This is a genomic window from Nonomuraea sp. NPDC047529 (assembly GCF_040642995.1).
Classification (GTDB): Bacteria; Actinomycetota; Actinomycetes; order Streptosporangiales; family Streptosporangiaceae; genus Nonomuraea.
In genome coordinates this window covers 1-16,454 of record NZ_JBEYTJ010000052.1, presented here as the reverse complement: position 1 = coordinate 16,454, position 16,454 = coordinate 1, and the positions used below count along the sequence as shown (strand labels likewise).

The window sequence follows — 16,454 nt, the reverse complement described above, 5'->3', positions numbered from 1 at the left end:
GAAAACCCGCCCCACCGTAGAACGCAGCGCCCGCCCGAAACCGCACCCGACCGCCGACGGCCGGGCTCCGCATCCAACGCCCTGCGGTGCCGGGGGACTGGATCCAATGCCCAGCGGTGACCAGGGACCGCATCCGATGTTGCTGGGGACCGGATCCAATGCCCTGCGACGGCCGAGCTCCGCATCCAACGCCCCGGGGTGGCCAGGGACCGCATCCAACGCCCTGCGGCGGCCGCGAACCGCATCCGGCCGCCGCAGGGCGTTACGCTTCGCCGCATGAGCGAGCTCTTGGTCGACCGCCAAGACGACGGAGTCGTCTTCCTCACCCTCAACCGCCCAGACCTGCGCAACGCCATGACCGACACCATGACGGCCGAATGGCGCGAAACCATGACCACCCTGGCCGCCGACCGTGACCTGCGCTGTGTCGTCGTCACCGGCGCGGGCAGCGCGTTCTCCTCCGGCGGCGATCTGTCGTGGATCGGCGAGCGGGGCGCCGAGGCCGTGCCGCCGCTGCGCGACCGCATGCTGGCCTTCTACCGCACCTGGCTCATGATCGCCGGTCTGGAGGTCCCGACCGTCGCCGCCGTCAACGGCCCGGCCGTCGGCGCGGGCCTGTGCGTGGCCCTGGCCTGCGACCTCGTCTACGCCGCCGACGACGCGAAACTGCTGGCCCCCTTCACCCGGCTCGGCCTGCATCCGGGCATGGCCGCCACCTATCTGCTGCCCAGAAGAGGCGGCGCCGGACTGGCCCGGGAGATGCTCCTGACCGGCCGCGCGCTTACGGGTACGGAAGCGGCAGATAAAGGCTTGGTAAATCAATCTTTCCCGAAGAATGACCTTCTCGACGAGGTTTCGGTCATCGCCAAGAAGATCGCAGAGATGGCTCCAGTTGCCACCCGCCTCACAAAGGTCGCGCTGAACCAAGACCATCAAGACCTGGAAGCCGCTCTGAGGTGGGAATCCTTGGCCCAGCCCGTGACCATGGCATCATCGGACCTGCTGGAGGGCCTGTCGGCGCATCGGGAAAGGCGCATGCCCAAATTCACCGGCTCTTAATCATCTGACCAGCAGAAACAACGTCCACCCTCTGTGGAATTTCGTCAGTCTCGGCTAACGTGCTTATGTGCCCCCCGAGACAGTCGAGGTCCGTCGCAGTTCTCGTCGCCGGCGTACGGTCTCCGCCTACCGCGACGGCGACAAGACGATCGTGCTCCTGCCAGCCTGGCTGAGCGGCGAAGACGCGGATGAATGGGTGAGCCGGATGCTCGACCGGCTGGCCGCCAAGGAAGAACGAAGAAGGCCGACCGACGAGGCCCTGCTCGAACGGGCGAGGGAACTGTCGGTGAAGTACCTCGACGGCCGGCCCGACCCCGTGAGCGTCCGATGGGTCGACAACCAGCAGCACCGCTGGGGCTCCTGCACCCCGGAGAACGGGACGATCAGGATCTCGACCCGGCTCAAGGGCCTGCCCGAGTGGGTCATCAACTACGTCATCATCCACGAGCTCGCGCACCTGATCGTGCCGAGCCATGGCCCCAGGTTCTGGGCGCTGGTAGAACAGTATCCGAAGGCGGAGCGGGCACGCGGCTTCCTCGAAGGATTCTCCGCGGCGGCCCCCACGGCACCGGAGGAGTGTTGACGCGCATCGTCGCCGTCCTGGTACGCGGCCACATGGCCGAAGCGGCGCCCCCCGGCGTCGATCCACGGCAGTTCCTGGAGGCCGTGGCCGAGGACACCTACGAGATGGTCGCCGGCCTGGAGTTCGTGACCCCGGTCCTGATCACCGCAGTCCCCGGCCTCGACGACCTCGTCTGGCCCGGCACGGAGATCGTCACGATCGCGGAGGACGAGCCGCTGCGCGCGGTCCTCGGCCGGCTGTCCGGCGACCAGGCCGCCGTGATCAACGCCGACGCGCCCGACCTGCCTTCGCTGCTGGTCGGCAAGCTGTTCAGGGAGCTGGGCCGGGCCGAGATCACCGTCTGCCCGGCGGCGGGCGGCGGCGCGGTGGCGCTGGCCTGCTCGCTCCCGCTTCCCGGCTGGGCCGATCCCGACCTCGACGCCCCCGACGTCGTCGCCACCCTCCGCGCCCAGGCGCCGGGCCCGCGCAGGGTCGCCACCATCTCGGGCTGGCATCGGCTGCGCACCCTCGACGACGTCGAACGCCTCGACCCCGGTCTCGAAGGCTGGGACAACACCCGGGCCCTGATCACGAGCCGCTGACCACGCCTCAGGGCACGGTGAGCTCGGCCAGCACGGCCCGGTGATCGGTGCCCGGCACGTCGCGCACGCTGACCTCCCTGACCCCCACCCGCTCGTCCACCAGCACGTGGTCGATGGTGATGATCGGCGGCACCCGCTTGTTGGCCGGCCACGTGGGGATCAGCCCCGCGCCCACCTGATCGGCCGCGTCCTTGTACCCCCGGGCCAGCAGCCTGCGCAGTGAGGCGTGATCGAGCGAGGCGTTGAAGTCGCCGGCGAGGATCCGCACGGTTTCGCGGCTGGCGGAAGGCAGCTTGGAGAGCGCCTCGTTCCAGTTGACCACGTTGGGGCCGAGCGGCGGGTAGGGGTGGACGTCCACGAACTCGATCGGCTTCCCGCCCGGCAGCGACACCATGGCGGCGGGCATCTTGTGCCCCACGGGTGGGACCAGGTCCGGGAGCGGCTGGAGCGGATGCCTGGAGTAGAGGCCGCTTCCGCCGGCGTCCCATTCGTCCTCAAGTACGCGGTGAGGCATGAGCTCCTTAAGGCCCGCCGCGTCCATGTCGGCCACGGCGGCCGGCGTCAGCTCCTGCGTGCTCAGCACGTCGGGCCGGAACTCGCGGACCAGATTCACGATCACCTGCGCGTCGGCCCTGCCGAACAGCATGTTGATGGTCATGACCTTGAACGGCCTGCCGGTCGTGGCCTCGGCCGTGCCCAGCGCGCGGGGCAGGACGCTGAACCCGAGCGCGGTCGTGGTGAGCAGCGCGACGGCCGTCGCGGCCCGCTTGCGCCCGACCGCGGCGATCAGGAGGGGGACCAGGGACCCGGCCGCCGCGTACGGCGTCGCGGTCATGAGCTGCGTGGGCAGCGAACCTCGTTCCAGCCCGGCCACCCGGGCCACGGCCCAGGCCGCGAAGGGTGTCACGGCCAGCCAGGTCAGGACGTTGCCGGGCAGCTTGCGCGGCTTGCGGCCAGGCGTCACGATCGTGCCGCCAACGGCGGAAGTCTCCACGCGGCCCCCCTTGGAACGATGCGAAGGACTCTAGCCCAGCGAACGGGAGCGCGAGCCGAGAGCGGCGCGTCCGCGTGCGGCCAGCCGGCGCGTGGCCTCGTCGGTCGGTTCGGGGATCTCGTCGACGGGGAACCAGCGCAGGTCGAGCGATTCGTCGCTCATGACGGCCTCGGCGCCGGGAGGGGCCACGGCCGCGTACTCGACGTCGAGGTGCCAGCTGCGCGGCGGGTGGCACCAGACCTCGTGCTTGTCCACGGCCAGCGGCCCGGGCAGCAGCTCAAGTCCGGAGATTCCCGACTCTTCGGTGGCCTCGCGCAGCGCCACCGCCTCAAGCGTGGCGTCGAAGTCCTCGCAGTGGCCGCCCATGGGCAGCCAGCGCCCGGCCTTCGGGTGCAGCGTGAGCAGCACCTGGGCGCCGTCGTGACTGAGCACGGCGGTCGTGGCCGTCAGGTGGCCGGGCGCGCACGCGCGCCACATGGCGTCGCCGTACGTCCGCAGATGGCCGAGGAACTCGGCGCGCAGCGCCTCCTCCCCGGAGGTCGGCGCGGTCCATGAGGACAGCACCGCCACCGCGTCGTCGTGCAGGGTCACCGGCCGCCGTCCTGGTCGCCGTTCTCGCCGCCGTTCTCGTTGTCGGGCTTGGCCTCCAGCTGGGAGATGTCCCAGGCCGCCTCGCCGCGGACGAACGCGTCGGGGTCGTCGAGGTCCTCGGCCGTCGGCATGAGGTCGGGGTGGCCCCACAGGGCGTCGCGGCCGTCGACGCCGCGCTCGGTCTCCAGCGCGCGCCACAGCGCCGCCGCCTCGCGCAACCGCCGGGGCCGCAGCTCCAGCCCGACCAGTGTGCCGAACGTCAGCTCCGCGGGCCCGCCGGTCGCCCGGCGCCTGCGTACGGTCTCGGCCAGCGCGACGGCCGAGGGCAGCTTGCCGTCGGCGGCGCGGTCGACCACCGTCGCCACCCACCCCTCGACCAGGGCGAGCATTGTCTCCAGACGGGCCAGGGCGGCCTTCTGCCGCTCGGTCTCCTCGGGCTTGAGCAGGCCGCCGCCGCTCAGCGCCTCCTGGATCGCCTCGGGATTGTTGATGTCGAGCCCGCGGATCTGCTCCTCCAGCGCGGAGGTGTCCACGGTGATGCCCTTGGCGTATTCCTCGACGGCCCCGAGCAGGTGCGAGCGCAGCCACGGGACGTGCTGGAACAGCCGGTGATGCGCGGCCTCGCGCAACGCCAGATAGAGCCTGATCTCGTCGGCGGGGATCTCAAGGCCCTCGCTGAAGGAGGCGATGCCGCCGGGCAGCAGCGCCGCCGTGCCGGACAGCGGCAGGCCGATGTCGGTCGTGCCGATGACCTCGCGCGCCAGCGAGCCGAGCGCCTGGCCGATCTGCTGACCGACCATCATGCCGCCCATCTGCTTGAGCATGCCCATCAGCGGCCCGGCCATCTGCTGGGCCTCGGGCGGCAGCCCGGAGCCGCCGAGAGCGCCGCCCATGGTCTCGACCATGCGTTCGGCAACGGGCTCGCAAAGCTTCCGCCAGACCGGGACCGTGTTCTCGATCCACTCGGACCGGCTCCAGGCCTGCGGGTTGGACACGCCGCTCGGCAGTGTCGTCGCCTCGTTCAGCCACAGGTCGGCCAGGCTCAGCGCCTCCACGATCTGGCGGCGCTCGCCTTCCATGACGCTCGGATCGCCTTGGGCGACCACGGCGTGTCGTGCGATGTTCTTGGCCATGTCCCAGTTGACAGGGCCTGAACCCTGAGGCGCCGACAACATGTCGGCGAACTGGCGCATCGCCTGAGCCATTTGCTCAGGGTTGCCGAACATGGCGAACGGGTTCTCGTTAGGGTCGTTTTCGCGACCTGGCAGGTCAGTCACCGCTCTACCTCGTGCAGGATGGAGGAGTCCACATCCGCCACGTTAGTCGTCCTACGGCGGATCAGTGCAAAGTGAGGACCTGGTGCCTACCTCGAAACGCCCGCGCCAACCCGTCGTCGCCGTCACCGGCGCGGCCTCCGGCATCGGCCGCGAGTTGCTCGTGAGGCTCGTATCCTCCGCGGATTTCCGCAGAGTGGTGGCCATCGACGAGGAGCGCGGCGACGTTCAGGAAGCCACGTGGAGAGTGATCGACGTACGGGATCCGCTCTTGGCGAACCGGATCTCCGACATCGACGTCCTGGTCCATCTGGCCGGTGACTACGCCGTCGACTCCGAGCCCGGGGCGCGGCGCGCGTACAACCTCAGAGCGGCGCAAACGGTGCTCACCGCCTGCGCCGCCGCCCGCGTGCGGCGGGTGATCCTGGTCACCAGTGCCATGGTCTACGGCGCCGCGCCCGACAACGAGGTCCCCCTGCCGGAGGACTCCCCGGTGGCCGCCGAGCCCGACACCGGCGTCGTGGGCGACTACCTGGAGATCGAGTCGCTGGTCCGCAGGTCGCTGCGCAGCCACCCGGGCCTGGACGTCACGGTGCTGCGCCCGGCGGCGGTCGTCGGCCCGGGTGTCGACACGGTCATCACCCGGCACTTCGAGTCGCCGAGGCTGCTCACGGTCAAGGGCTGCAACCCGCATTGGCAGTTCTGCCACATCGACGACCTGATCTCGGCGCTGGAACTGGCCGCCAAGGGGGTCGTCACCGGTGTGGTGGCCGTGGGCTCCGACGGCTGGCTGGAGCAGGAGCAGGTCGAGGAGCTGTCCGGAATCCGGCGGTTCGAGCTGCCGGCGGGGCTCACGTTCGGCACCGCGCAGCGCCTGCACCGGCTCGGCATCACCCCGGCCCCCGCCACCGACCTGCACTACGTCGTCTATCCGTGGGTCGTCGACTGCTCGGTGCTGCGCGAGGCGGGCTGGAAACCCACGTGGACCAACGACGCGGCCTTCCGGCAGCTCCTCGAACTCCGCGAGAACAGGACCACCGTGGTCGGCAGGCGGCTGCCGGTCAAGGAGGCCACGCTCACCGCGGCCGGCGCCACGGTCGCCGTCATCGGCACCGCGGCGATCGTCCGACAGGTGCGCAAAAAGCGTCGCCAGTAGGAGCGTGAGGTTAGGCTCTTTCCGTGGACGTCATCCGGTTGCTCGGCATTCGTGACACCCCGTTGTCCGTGGACGAGGTGCTGGCCGCGGTGGAAGACCACGCGGCGGGCGGCACCGCGATCTTCATCGGCACGGTGCGCGAACAGGACCATGGCAAGCCCGTGACCCGGCTCTCCTACTCGGCCCACCCCTCGGCGCCCGACGAGCTGCGCCGGGTCGCCGAGAAGGTCGCGGCCGACTTCCCCGTCACCGCGATCGCCGCCGTCCACCGGGTCGGCGACCTGGGGCTCGGCGACACGGCGGTGATCGTCGCCGTGGCCTCGCCACACCGCGACGAGGCGTTCAAGGCCTCGCGCAGGCTCATCGACGACCTCAAGTCAGAGGTCCCCATCTGGAAACATCAGGTGTTCGCCGATGGCGAGACCGAGTGGGTCGGCGCCTGCGAATAAGCTCATCACCATGTCACGACGCGTCCTCACCCTGCTGCTCGCGGGCTTCTTCGTGCTCGCGCTGGGCGTCGTGGGCGCGTTCCGGCCGGTGCCGTACGTCGTGCTGAGCCCCGGCCCCACAGAGAACACCATCGGCGAGATCGACAAGAAGCCGGTGATCTCGATCAGCGGTCGGCAGACCTATCCGACCAGCGGCGCGCTGAGCCTGGTCACGGTGGCCTACCAGGGTGGCCCGGCCGCCCAGATCGACCTGCTGACCGCGTTGCGCGGCTGGATCGACCCGACCGTCGCGGTGGTCCCGCAGGAGACCATCTTCCCGCCCGGCCGCGACGCGAAGAAGGTCGACGAGGAGAACGCGGTCGAGATGACCAACTCCCAAGACTCGGCCAAGGCCGCCGCGCTCAACGAGCTCAAGATCCCCTACGAGCGGGTCGTCACGGTCCTGTCCACCGAGAAGGGCAAGCCCGCCGACGGCAAGCTGCAGAAGGGCGACCAGATCAACTCGGTCGACGGCAAGCCGGCCACCGACTCCCAGCTCGTCGGGGACACCGTCAAGGCCCACAAGCCGGGCGAGACCGTGACCTTCAACGTGACCAGGGGCAGCCAGAAGCTCGACGTCTCCCTCCAGCCGATCGCCAGCAAGGACGGCAAGCCCCTCGTCGGCGTGCTCATGCAGGAGAAGTTCAAGTTCCCCTTCGACGTCGAGATCAACGTGGGCGACGTCGGCGGGCCGAGCGCCGGGCTGATGTTCTCGCTCGGCATACTCGACAAGCTGACCCCGGGCGAGATCACCGGGGGCAAGCGCATCGCCGGCACCGGCACCATCGACACCGAGGGCCAGGTGGGGCCCATCGGCGGCATCGCCCAGAAGATGGTGGGGGCCCGCGACTCGGGCGCGACCGTCTTCCTCACCCCCGCCGACAACTGCGCCGAGGCCATGAAGGCCGTCCCCGACGGCTTGCGCCTGGTCAAGGCCGACACGTTGCACGACGCGGTGCTCGCGCTCGACGCGCTGCGCACCGGAAAGGGCAATGTGCCCGCTTGTGAGGCCGGATGAAACTTCCGGCGAGCGCCGTGCGTTAGCCGTACGGCTGGCACTGCGGTGTAAGTTGCCAGACACGGACCGTTTCTTCATCACGACGAGGGGTTGGCCTTGAGCTTCCGGACCCCAGGGGCCGGCAGGGCGATGCGCTTGCCACGCCGGCCGCGGCTGCTTCTGCCTGTGGCCATCGCGCTGGTCGCGATCGTGGCCCTGTTTTTCCTTTTTTCTGGGATTTATACCGACTACCTGTGGTTTGACGCGACCAACTACACGTCGGTCTTCTCCGGGGTGCTGCTGACCGAGATCGTGCTGTTCCTCGTCGGAGCGGTGCTCATGGTCGGCATCGTGGGCGGCAACATGCTGCTGGCCTTCCGCACCCGGCCGATGTTCGGCCCCGCCGTGTTCGGCGGCGGCAGCGGAGCCGACCGCTATCGCATGGCGCTCGACCCCCACCGCAAGCTGATCTTCATCGTCGGCATGGGCCTGCTCGCGCTCTTCTCCGGCTCCTCGTTCGCGGGGCAGTGGAAGACGTGGCTGCAGTTCGTGAACGGGGCCACGTTCGACAAGAAGGACGAGATGTTCGGCATGGACATCTCCTTCTTCATGTTCGATTACCCGTTCATCAGGATGGTGCTGAACTTCCTGTTCACCGCCGTGATCATCTCGATCGTCCTGGCCACGATCACCCACTACCTCTACGGCGGCTTCCGGCTGCAGTCGCCGGGCGTGCACGCCTCCAAGGCCGCGCGGATCCACCTTTCCGTGCTGCTCGGCGTGTTCGTCCTGCTCAAGGCCGTCGCCTACTACATCGACCGGTTCGGTCTGGTCTTCTCCGACCGGGGCTACGTGCACGGCGCGTCCTACACCGACGTCAACGCGGTGCTCCCGGCCAAGAACATCCTCGCGATCATCGCGCTGATCTGTGCCGTGCTGTTCTTCGCCGGTGTCGTGCGCCCCGGCGGCATGCTGCCCGGCGTCTCGTTCGGCCTGCTCGTGCTCTCGGCGATCCTGATCGGCGGCGTCTACCCGGCGCTGGTCGAGCAGTTCCAGGTCAAGCCCAACCAGCAGGGCAAGGAAGCCCTCTACATCGACCGGAACATCCAAGCCACCCGATCAGCCTACGACGTGCAGAACGCCGAAGTGATCGACTACAACGCCCAGGCCGACCCGACCAAGGTCAGCGCCGGCGGCGACGAGTCGGTGACCGGCGTACGCCTGCTCGACCCGGCGCTGGTGTCGTCCACGTTCGAGCAGACCCAGCGCATCCGCGGCTTCTACGGCTTCCCCGACCAGCTCGACGTCGACCGCTACCCGGGCAAGGACGGCAAGCTGGTCGACCACGTGGTCGGCGTCCGCGAGCTGCTCGGCCCGCCCGCGCCCCAGAACAACTGGATCAACCGCGCGCTGGTCTACACCCACGGCTACGGCTTCGTCTCCGCGCCGGGCAACCAGGTCGACGCGGGCGGCCTGCCCGCCTACGACAGCAAGGACATGCCGGTCACCGGCGACCTCGCCGCCGCGACCGGGCTCAAGGAGTCGCGCGTCTACTTCGGTGAGAACCCCGGCTCCACCGAGTACGTCATCGCCGGCGGCAACCCCAGCAAGCCACAGGAGCTCGACTACCCGGTCTCCGGCGGCCAGACGGGCCAGCAGAACACGACCTACACCGGCAAGGGCGGCGTGCCGATCGGCTCGGCGCTCAGCCGGCTGGTCTACGCCGCCAAGTACGGCGAGATGAACATCCTGCTGTCGGGTGACATCAACGAGAACTCCAAGATCCTCTACGTGCGCAACCCGCGGGAGCGGGTGGAGAAGGTCGCGCCGTTCCTGACCCTCGACGGGAACGCCTACCCGGCGATCGTCGACGGCCGGATCACCTGGATCATCGACGGGTACACCACGTCCAACGCGTACCCGTACTCGCAGAGCGAGAGCCTCGGCGACATGACCCGCGACCTGGCCACCGACCGTCGCGTGGTCGCCCAGCAGCCGCAGGACGAGATCAACTACATCCGCAACTCGGTCAAGGCCACGGTCGACGCCTACGACGGCACGGTCACGCTCTACGCCTGGGACGGCAACGACCCGGTGCTGAAGACGTGGTCCAACGCCTTCCCCGGCACGATCAAGCCCGCCTCGCAGATGAGCCCCGAACTCCAGGCGCACGTCCGCTACCCGGAAGACCTGTTCAAGGTCCAGCGCTACATGCTGTCGCGCTACCACGTCACCAACGCGGCCGCCTTCTACAGCGCCCAGGACTTCTGGAACATCCCCAGCGACCCGTCGCAGGGCAACCAGTCGGTCAAGCAGCCGCCGTACTACCTGACGGCCACGATGCCCGACGAGTCCGAGCCGTCGTTCTCGCTGACCACGACCTTCGTCCCCAGAGAAGGCCCCAACCTGGCGGCGTTCATGGCGGCGGGCTCCACGGTCGGCAAGGACTACGGCAAGCTGCGCATCCTGCGCATGCCGTCCAACACCACGGTCCCCGGCCCCGGTCAGGCCCAGAACAACTTCCAGAACAAGTTCTCGGGCGAGCTGGGCCCCCTCGGCCTCGGCCAGGCCAACGTCAGGTACGGCAACCTGCTGACCCTGCCGTACGCGAACGGGCTGATCTACATCGAGCCCGTCTACGTGCAGACCAAGGCGGGCACCGGCCAGGAGCCGTACCCGATCCTGCGGCGGGTGCTGGTGGCGTTCGGCAACAAGGTCGGCTCGGGTGACACTCTCGACCAGGCGCTGGAGCAGGTGTTCGGCGGCGAGCAGCAACAGCAGAACACCCAGCCGCAGCAGAACACGCCCAACCAGACGAACACGTCGGCGATGAACACCGCCATCTCCAACGCCCAGAAGGCCTACGAGGACGCCCAGAAGGCCCTCCAGGCCAACCCCCCGAACTGGGACGAGTACGGCAAGGCGCAGAAGCGGCTGGAGGAGGCGCTGAAGCAGATCGAGAGCGCCAACGTCCAGCCGGCGGCGACCCCGTCGCCCTCTCCCTCGGCGTCGCCGTCGGCCTCACCATCGGCCTCACCGCCGGCAACGTCCACGCCGACGCCTACACCGTCGGGCACACAGGCCGGAGGCACGACCTAGCCCATTCGGTTTGCGCCCGCCCCGCGTCGCCGATAGGCTTGAGAAGCAAGACAACGACGCGGGGTGGAGCAGTTCGGTAGCTCGCTGGGCTCATAACCCAGAGGTCGCAGGTTCAAATCCTGCCCCCGCTACCAAGATTCGAGGTCCTGGCCGACGGCCAGGGCCTCGTTGCTTTTCACCGGCACCGCAGATCCCATACGGCGTCGTCCGTCTCCAGGAACTCGACCACGGCGGCCGCGGGATCGCCGTCGCTGAAGTACACCCGGCCACCCGCCTTGTCGTAGTAGCTCGTGAGCTCGGCCTCGGGCAGGCTGGTGAGCAACGAGAACCTGACGAGGAAGTCACAGTGGTCACCGTTGCCCTCCTGCACCCCCACCGACCCCTGCGCCCCGGAGGCGTTGAAGGAGGTGCCAGGCGGTAGCGGATGGGCGAGAACCCGATTCTCCATGTCCGCCAAGCGGAGGTCGTTGCCCCACATCGGCACCATGACGAGCAGAGCCACCGCCACGGGCACCGCCACGAGGAGACTCCTGCGACGCGGAAGAGAGCGGCGTGCCGGGAGAGGTTTCAGCAGCATGAGGCCCATGATCACGCCGCCGACGCGCCCGGACAAGGCCGACCGGGTCGAGGGACTCCGAAAGGGCGGTATAGTTGAAACAACACACCGACGCGGGGTGGAGCAGTTCGGTAGCTCGCTGGGCTCATAACCCAGAGGTCGCAGGTTCAAATCCTGTCCCCGCTACCAATCCGAAGTCCCTGGTCGCCACACGGCGACCAGGGACTTCGTCGTTTTCGACCCTAGATCGTGCCCAGGCTTGTCGTACGACCTCTGTCCTGATTACATGATTACATGACGGAAAAAGGCGTTCCGACCATCTACGAGTGGGCGGGCGGAACCGAGGCGTTCGAACGACTGACCGTGACGTTCTACCGGACCGTCCTGAAGGACGACCTCATCGGTCCGCTGTTCGCCCACATGGACCCCGACCATCCCAAATACGTTGCCATGTGGCTCAGCGAGGTCTTCGGCGGCCCCGACCGGTACACCCACGAACGCGGCGGATACTCCCACATGCTCGCCCACCACCTGGGCCGGGCGATCACCGAGCCGCAGCGCCGCCGCTGGGTGAACCTCCTCATGGACGCCGCCGACGAGGTCGGCCTGCCCGACGACCCCGAGTTCAGGGCAGCGTTCGCCGGCTACATCGAGTGGGGCACCCGGCTGGCCGTGCACAACTCCCAGCCCGGCGCGACCCCGCCACCGGAGGCCCCGGTTCCGCACTGGGGTTGGGGAGTCGCTCCGCCATACCAGCCGTAACCTGGAGGAATGGGAAGCACGTCGCGCGGGCGACTGCGGGTCTACCTGGGCGCGGCGCCCGGCGTCGGCAAGACGTACGCCATGCTCGGCGAGGCGCGACGGGCCAAGGAGCGCGGCCGTGACGTGGTCGTGGGCCATGTCGAGACCCACGGCCGCGACCAGGTCGCCCGCCTGCTCGACGGCCTGGAGATCGTGCCGGGACGCACCCTTCCCCATCGCGGCGCCACGTTCACCGAGCTCGACGCCGACGCGGTCATCGCCCGCCGCCCCAAGGTCGTGCTGGTCGACGAGCTGGCCCACACCAACGCGCCCGGCTCCCGACACGCCAAACGCTGGCAGGACGTCCAGGACATCCTGGACGCCGGCATCGACGTCGTCTCCACGCTCAACATCCAGCACCTGGAGTCCCTGCGCGACGTGGTCGAGCAGATCACCGGCCTGCCGCAGCACGAGACCGTCCCCGACGACCTCGTACGGCGGGCCGAACGGCTCGAACTCGTCGACATGTCACCCGAGGCCCTGCGCCGACGGCTCGCGCACGGCAACGTCTACCCGCCCGAACGCGTCGACGCCGCCCTCGCCAACTACTTCCGCGTCGGCAACCTGTCCGCCCTGCGGGAGCTCGCCCTGCTCTGGGTGGCGGACCGGGTAGACCGGCAACTCACCGCCTACCGGGCCGACCACGACATCGCGGGTACCTGGGAGGCCCGCGAACGCGTGGTCGTCGCCCTCACCGGCGGCCCCGAGGGCGACACCCTCGTCCGCCGCGCCGCCCGCATCACGGCCAGGACCAAGGGCGCCGACCTCCTCGCCGTGCACGTCACCCGGGCCGACGCCCTGTCCGCCGCGAGCGATCCCGCCAACCTGGTACGCCAGCGCAAACTCGTCGAGGACCTCGGCGGCACCTACCACCAGGTGGTCGGCGACGACATCCCGCGTGCGCTGATCGAGTTCGCCGACGGCGTGAACGCCTCGCAGCTCGTCCTCGGCGCCTCCCGGCGGGGACGGCTCGCGCAGCTGTTCACCCGAGGCGTGGGCATGACGACGACCACGCTGTCCGGCTCGATCGACGTGCACATGGTCCCGCACGAAGCCGTCAGGAAGGGCTCCGGCCGGCCGCCGTCCAGGGGCGCGTTGACGCGTACGCGAAGGTTGTCCGGCTGGGCGCTGACCCTGGTCGCGATGCCGTCGCTCACCGGCGTGATCGCGCCGCTGGACCTGAGCCTGCCCAGCGAGATCCTGCTCTTCCTGCTGCTGGTCGTCGGCGTCGCGCTGGTGGGCGGGATGTGGCCGGCGCTCACGGCGGCGGTGCTCGCGTTCGGCCTGCTCAACTGGTTCTTCACGCCGCCGGTGCACACCCTGACCATCTCCGAGCCGGAGAACGTGCTCTCCTTGGCCATCTTCGTCCTGGTCGCCGCCATGGTCAGCACCGTCGTGGACGTGGCCGCCCGGCGCCGCAGGGAGGCGGTCCGTTCGAGAGCGGACGCCGAGGTGCTCTCCACGCTGGCCGGACACGTCCTGCGCGGGGAGTCGGCGCTCGCTTCGTTGCTCGGACGGTTGCGCGAGACGTTCGGACTGACCGCGGTCACCCTGCTCGAACGGGACGACCCGCCGGGGGACTGGCGCATCGTCGCCACGTCCGGCGGCCCCCCGATCACCGCTCCGCCCGCCACTGCTGCGGACGGCGGGCGCGGCGTCGTCACCATCGACGACCGGCTGGTGCTCGCGACCCGCGGCCGGTTGCTCGACGCCAGCGACCGCCGCGTCCTGGAGGCGTTCGCCGCCGAGGCCGCCGTCGCCCTGCGCCAGGAACGGCTGCGCGAGGCGGCCGAGCGCGCCGAACCGCTGGCCGAGGCCGACCGCATGCGCACCGCGCTGCTCGCCGCCGTCGGCCACGACCTGCGCACCCCGCTCGCCTCCGCCATGGCCTCCGTGGAGAGCCTGCGCAACACCGACATCGCCTGGTCCGACGAAGACCGCGCCGAACTGCTGGCCACCGCCCACGAGTCCCTGATCAAACTGAACCGGCTCGTCTCGAACCTGCTCGACATGAGCCGCCTCCAGGCCGGCGTCCTGGGCGTCACCCTGCGACCCGTCGCCGTCGAGGACGTGCTGCCTCGCGCCATCGACGACCTCGGCCCGCTGCGCGACCGCGTCAAAGGGGACCTTCCGGTCGACCTGCCGGAGTTCCAGGCCGACCCGGCCCTGCTCGAACGCGTCCTGGTCAACCTGATGGCCAACGCCGTCCGCTACAGCCCCGAAGGCGAGCCCGTGCTCGTCACCGCGAGCTGGCACGGCGAACACGTCGAGATGCGCATCATCGACAGGGGGCCAGGAATCCCTCCAGAAGCACATGAAAGGGTGTTCCTGCCCTTCCAACGACTCGGCGACCGCGACAACCACACCGGCGTGGGCCTCGGTCTCGCACTCTCGCGCGGCCTCACCGAGGCGATGGGCGGCACGCTCCTCCTTGAGGACACCCCCGGAGGAGGGCTCACCATGACCGTCTCACTGAGGAGGGCCCCGTGACCCGTGTGCTCGTCGTCGATGATGAGCCCCAGATCCTGCGTGCCCTGCGCATCAACCTGGCGGCCAGGCACTATGAGGTCGCGGTCGCCCCCGACGGCGCGTCGGCGCTGCGCCAGGCCGCCGACTGGCATCCCGACCTGGTCGTCCTCGACCTCGGACTGCCCGACCTCGACGGGGTCGAGGTCATCGAGGGGCTGCGGGGCTGGACCAAGGTCCCGATCATCGTGTTGTCGGGACGTACCGACAGCACGGACAAGGTGGACGCACTCGACGCCGGCGCCGACGACTACGTCACCAAGCCGTTCGGCATCGACGAGCTGCTGGCCCGCATCCGCGCGGTGACCCGCCGCACGAACCAGCACGAAGAGGAACCCGCGACGGTGCGGCTCGGCGACCACGTGATCGACCTCGCCGACAAGACGATCTCAGGCGGCGTACGGCTGACTCCGACGGAGTGGCACTTCCTGGAGATCCTGCTCCGCAATCCCGGCAAACTGATCAGCCAGCGGCAGCTGCTGACCGAGGTGTGGGGCGCCAACTACCTGAAGGAGACGCACTACCTGCGTCAGTACATGGCCCAACTGCGCCGCAAGCTCGAACGCGACCCCGCCCACCCGGTGCACCTGCTGACCGAACCCGGCATGGGGTACCGGTTTCAGCCCTCCTGATCCCTGACCATGACGATCGCCTTGAGCACGGCCCACCCGGACAACAGGATCCCGAACAGCACCTGAGCGGCACGCACCCACACCGAAGACGTCTGATCTGCATAGATCACAACACCGATCCACATCAGACCAAATATCCCGACCAGGATGATTGCCGACCAGTTCAGCCCCCGTTGCCACATAAGTGCAGTGTTACAGCCGGGTAGCCAAGGCCGGGTATGGCCACAGTCCTCATCCGGTCGAAGCCTGCCGTACCGGGTGGAACAGCCCAGAATGATCGGTTGTGGGGGACCGCCGGCTCAGCGGGGGAGCGTCCGGTGCGCCCCGACACACCGCCGCAGTCGCATCCCGCGCACCCGCACGACCGGCGGCTGTTGCGGCTGCTGCTCCTCCTGCAGGCAGGCGAGCAGCGCCTCGGCCGTACGCGCGTCGGCCAGGATGCGCTGAACGTCCTCCTCGTCCGCGGGCAGCTGGTCGCGTTCGGCCAGCTCGCGGGTGAGGAAGGCGAGCGGGTCGGGCGCGCCGACCATGTCGGCCGCCACCGTCGCCTGCGCCGCCGTGAGCAGCCGCAGGTGGTGGGTACGCAGGACGGCCTCGCGCACACGTGCGTGTTCGAGGTCTTCGATCAGGGTTCGGGCGATCCGCAGGAGGTCTCCCGCATGAGTCGCCGGGTCGGCGAGGAAGGCACGGATGTCGTCGAACTCCGAGCGGGTCATGGCGGGCACCTCCGAGAGCGCAGTCTGCTCGTGGATACCTTCGTACCGAGGGGCGATTGCGGATGACTTGCTGACGGCTTGACTCCGGGTGTCGTACGGGCGGACATGCCCCGGGATGACCTAGGTTTGACGATCTTGTGGCCAGGGAAGGACCCTACGATTACCTGTGTGGCGCGAAGTAGGCGCGGGAGACTGCTAGAGTTGCTTCGCGCAGGGCGGCCGAGGGGCTCGCAAGAGCCTCAAGAGAAGCCCGGCAAATCCCACTTCCTCTGGTTCATTCAAGACGGTTCAGAGCGGTCTGAATGAGCTGGTAAGTTAGAGGGGTTGTCCCGGAAGCGGGGCGCGACTTAATTACCGCAGGTCGAGCAAGTCCGGTCAATTTGACAGAGACTTGAACGGCT

General features: G+C 69.1%; 16 protein-coding genes and 2 tRNA genes. 12 read left to right on the top strand and 6 right to left on the bottom strand.

The annotated features are described in order from the left end of the window. Positions 1 to 276 precede the first annotated feature (276 nt). The 3 genes from ABZ815_RS46645 (at position 277) to ABZ815_RS46635 (ending at position 2,223) form a co-directional block, all read left to right on the top strand. Complete coding sequence (locus tag ABZ815_RS46645; protein ID WP_357708295.1) at positions 277 to 1,059, top strand: enoyl-CoA hydratase-related protein; 783 nt, start codon at positions 277 to 279, stop codon at positions 1,057 to 1,059. A 67-nt stretch (positions 1,060 to 1,126) separates the two neighbouring features. Continuing rightward, a complete protein-coding gene (locus ABZ815_RS46640; protein WP_357708293.1) occupies positions 1,127 to 1,642 on the top strand; it encodes a M48 family metallopeptidase in 516 nt (171 codons plus the stop codon). Further along, a complete protein-coding gene (locus tag ABZ815_RS46635) occupies positions 1,639 to 2,223 on the top strand; it encodes a hypothetical protein (RefSeq protein ID WP_357708292.1) in 585 nt (194 codons plus the stop codon). The genes ABZ815_RS46640 and ABZ815_RS46635 overlap by 4 nt, the downstream gene beginning before the upstream one ends. A gap of 7 nt (positions 2,224 to 2,230) precedes the next feature. Here the strand turns inward: ABZ815_RS46635 and ABZ815_RS46630 are convergent, their stop codons facing one another. The 3 genes from ABZ815_RS46630 to ABZ815_RS46620 are packed head-to-tail and all read right to left on the bottom strand — an operon-like array spanning position 2,231 to position 5,034. Continuing rightward, positions 2,231 to 3,217 (bottom strand): endonuclease/exonuclease/phosphatase family protein, encoded by a 987-nt coding sequence (locus ABZ815_RS46630; RefSeq protein ID WP_357708291.1) that lies wholly within the window; start codon positions 3,215 to 3,217, stop codon positions 2,231 to 2,233. A 30-nt stretch (positions 3,218 to 3,247) separates the two neighbouring features. After that, complete coding sequence (locus tag ABZ815_RS46625; protein ID WP_357708290.1) at positions 3,248 to 3,808, bottom strand: NUDIX hydrolase; 561 nt, start codon at positions 3,806 to 3,808, stop codon at positions 3,248 to 3,250. Next, positions 3,805 to 5,034, bottom strand: a complete 1,230-nt coding sequence (locus ABZ815_RS46620; protein ID WP_357708289.1) for a zinc-dependent metalloprotease — start codon at positions 5,032 to 5,034, stop codon at positions 3,805 to 3,807. Before ABZ815_RS46620 ends, ABZ815_RS46625 begins: the two co-directional genes overlap by 4 nt. Before the next feature lie 130 nt (positions 5,035 to 5,164). On the opposite strand from ABZ815_RS46620, the gene ABZ815_RS46615 reads away from it, so the two are divergent. The 5 genes from ABZ815_RS46615 to ABZ815_RS46595 all read left to right on the top strand — a co-directional run bounded on the left by ABZ815_RS46615 (position 5,165) and on the right by ABZ815_RS46595 (position 10,956). Beyond that, positions 5,165 to 6,238, top strand: coding sequence for an NAD-dependent epimerase/dehydratase family protein (locus ABZ815_RS46615; protein WP_357708338.1), 1,074 nt, complete (start codon positions 5,165 to 5,167; stop codon positions 6,236 to 6,238). A 23-nt stretch (positions 6,239 to 6,261) separates the two neighbouring features. Beyond that, positions 6,262 to 6,687 (top strand): molybdenum cofactor biosynthesis protein MoaE, encoded by a 426-nt coding sequence (locus tag ABZ815_RS46610; RefSeq protein ID WP_357708288.1) that lies wholly within the window; start codon positions 6,262 to 6,264, stop codon positions 6,685 to 6,687. A gap of 10 nt (positions 6,688 to 6,697) precedes the next feature. Continuing rightward, entirely contained in the window at positions 6,698 to 7,744 is a 1,047-nt protein-coding gene (locus ABZ815_RS46605; RefSeq protein WP_357708287.1) for a PDZ domain-containing protein, read from the top strand. Between the two features lie 129 nt (positions 7,745 to 7,873). Continuing rightward, entirely contained in the window at positions 7,874 to 10,822 is a 2,949-nt protein-coding gene (locus ABZ815_RS46600; protein WP_357708286.1) for a UPF0182 family protein, read from the top strand. Positions 10,823 to 10,879: 57 nt separating this feature from the next. Next, positions 10,880 to 10,956, top strand: a tRNA-Met gene (locus tag ABZ815_RS46595). 41 nt (positions 10,957 to 10,997) lie between these two features. Here ABZ815_RS46595 and ABZ815_RS46590 read toward each other — a convergent pair. After that, entirely contained in the window at positions 10,998 to 11,342 is a 345-nt protein-coding gene (locus tag ABZ815_RS46590) for a hypothetical protein (RefSeq protein ID WP_357708285.1), read from the bottom strand. Positions 11,343 to 11,490: 148 nt separating this feature from the next. Between ABZ815_RS46590 and ABZ815_RS46585 the strand changes: the two genes are divergently transcribed. From ABZ815_RS46585 to ABZ815_RS46570, 4 genes are all read left to right on the top strand, one after another. Next, positions 11,491 to 11,567 (top strand) — tRNA-Met (locus ABZ815_RS46585). A gap of 105 nt (positions 11,568 to 11,672) precedes the next feature. Beyond that, on the top strand, positions 11,673 to 12,140 hold the full coding sequence (locus tag ABZ815_RS46580) for a group II truncated hemoglobin (protein ID WP_357708283.1): 468 nt from the start codon (positions 11,673 to 11,675) through the stop codon (positions 12,138 to 12,140). A gap of 9 nt (positions 12,141 to 12,149) precedes the next feature. Further along, entirely contained in the window at positions 12,150 to 14,669 is a 2,520-nt protein-coding gene (locus ABZ815_RS46575) for a DUF4118 domain-containing protein (RefSeq protein WP_357708282.1), read from the top strand. After that, the gene (locus tag ABZ815_RS46570; protein ID WP_357708280.1) at positions 14,666 to 15,337 is read left to right on the top strand and encodes a response regulator; all 672 of its coding nucleotides are present in this window, start codon (positions 14,666 to 14,668) and stop codon (positions 15,335 to 15,337) included. The genes ABZ815_RS46575 and ABZ815_RS46570 overlap by 4 nt, the downstream gene beginning before the upstream one ends. Here the strand turns inward: ABZ815_RS46570 and ABZ815_RS46565 are convergent. Together ABZ815_RS46565 and ABZ815_RS46560 are read right to left on the bottom strand one after the other, a co-directional pair. After that, on the bottom strand, positions 15,325 to 15,519 hold the full coding sequence (locus ABZ815_RS46565) for a hypothetical protein (RefSeq protein ID WP_357708279.1): 195 nt from the start codon (positions 15,517 to 15,519) through the stop codon (positions 15,325 to 15,327). The two genes, ABZ815_RS46570 and ABZ815_RS46565, sit on opposite strands and share 13 nt — an antisense overlap. Positions 15,520 to 15,636: 117 nt before the next feature. Next, entirely contained in the window at positions 15,637 to 16,053 is a 417-nt protein-coding gene (locus ABZ815_RS46560; protein WP_357708278.1) for a hypothetical protein, read from the bottom strand. Between the last annotated feature and the right edge of the window lie 401 nt (positions 16,054 to 16,454).

What these genes read in the sequence shown, in the direction of transcription:
- ABZ815_RS46645 (WP_357708295.1), top strand. Translation starts at nt 277, where the DNA reads ATGAGCGAGCTCTTGGTCGACCGCCAAGACGACGGAGTCGTCTTCCTC.
- ABZ815_RS46565 (WP_357708279.1), bottom strand. Translation starts at nt 15,519, where the DNA reads ATGTGGCAACGGGGGCTGAACTGGTCGGCAATCATCCTGGTCGGGATA.
- ABZ815_RS46620 (WP_357708289.1), bottom strand. Translation starts at nt 5,034, where the DNA reads ATGTTCGGCAACCCTGAGCAAATGGCTCAGGCGATGCGCCAGTTCGCC.
- ABZ815_RS46560 (WP_357708278.1), bottom strand. Translation starts at nt 16,053, where the DNA reads ATGACCCGCTCGGAGTTCGACGACATCCGTGCCTTCCTCGCCGACCCG.
- ABZ815_RS46600 (WP_357708286.1), top strand. Translation starts at nt 7,874, where the DNA reads ATGCGCTTGCCACGCCGGCCGCGGCTGCTTCTGCCTGTGGCCATCGCG.
- ABZ815_RS46575 (WP_357708282.1), top strand. Translation starts at nt 12,150, where the DNA reads ATGGGAAGCACGTCGCGCGGGCGACTGCGGGTCTACCTGGGCGCGGCG.
- ABZ815_RS46605 (WP_357708287.1), top strand. Translation starts at nt 6,698, where the DNA reads ATGTCACGACGCGTCCTCACCCTGCTGCTCGCGGGCTTCTTCGTGCTC.
- ABZ815_RS46580 (WP_357708283.1), top strand. Translation starts at nt 11,673, where the DNA reads ATGACGGAAAAAGGCGTTCCGACCATCTACGAGTGGGCGGGCGGAACC.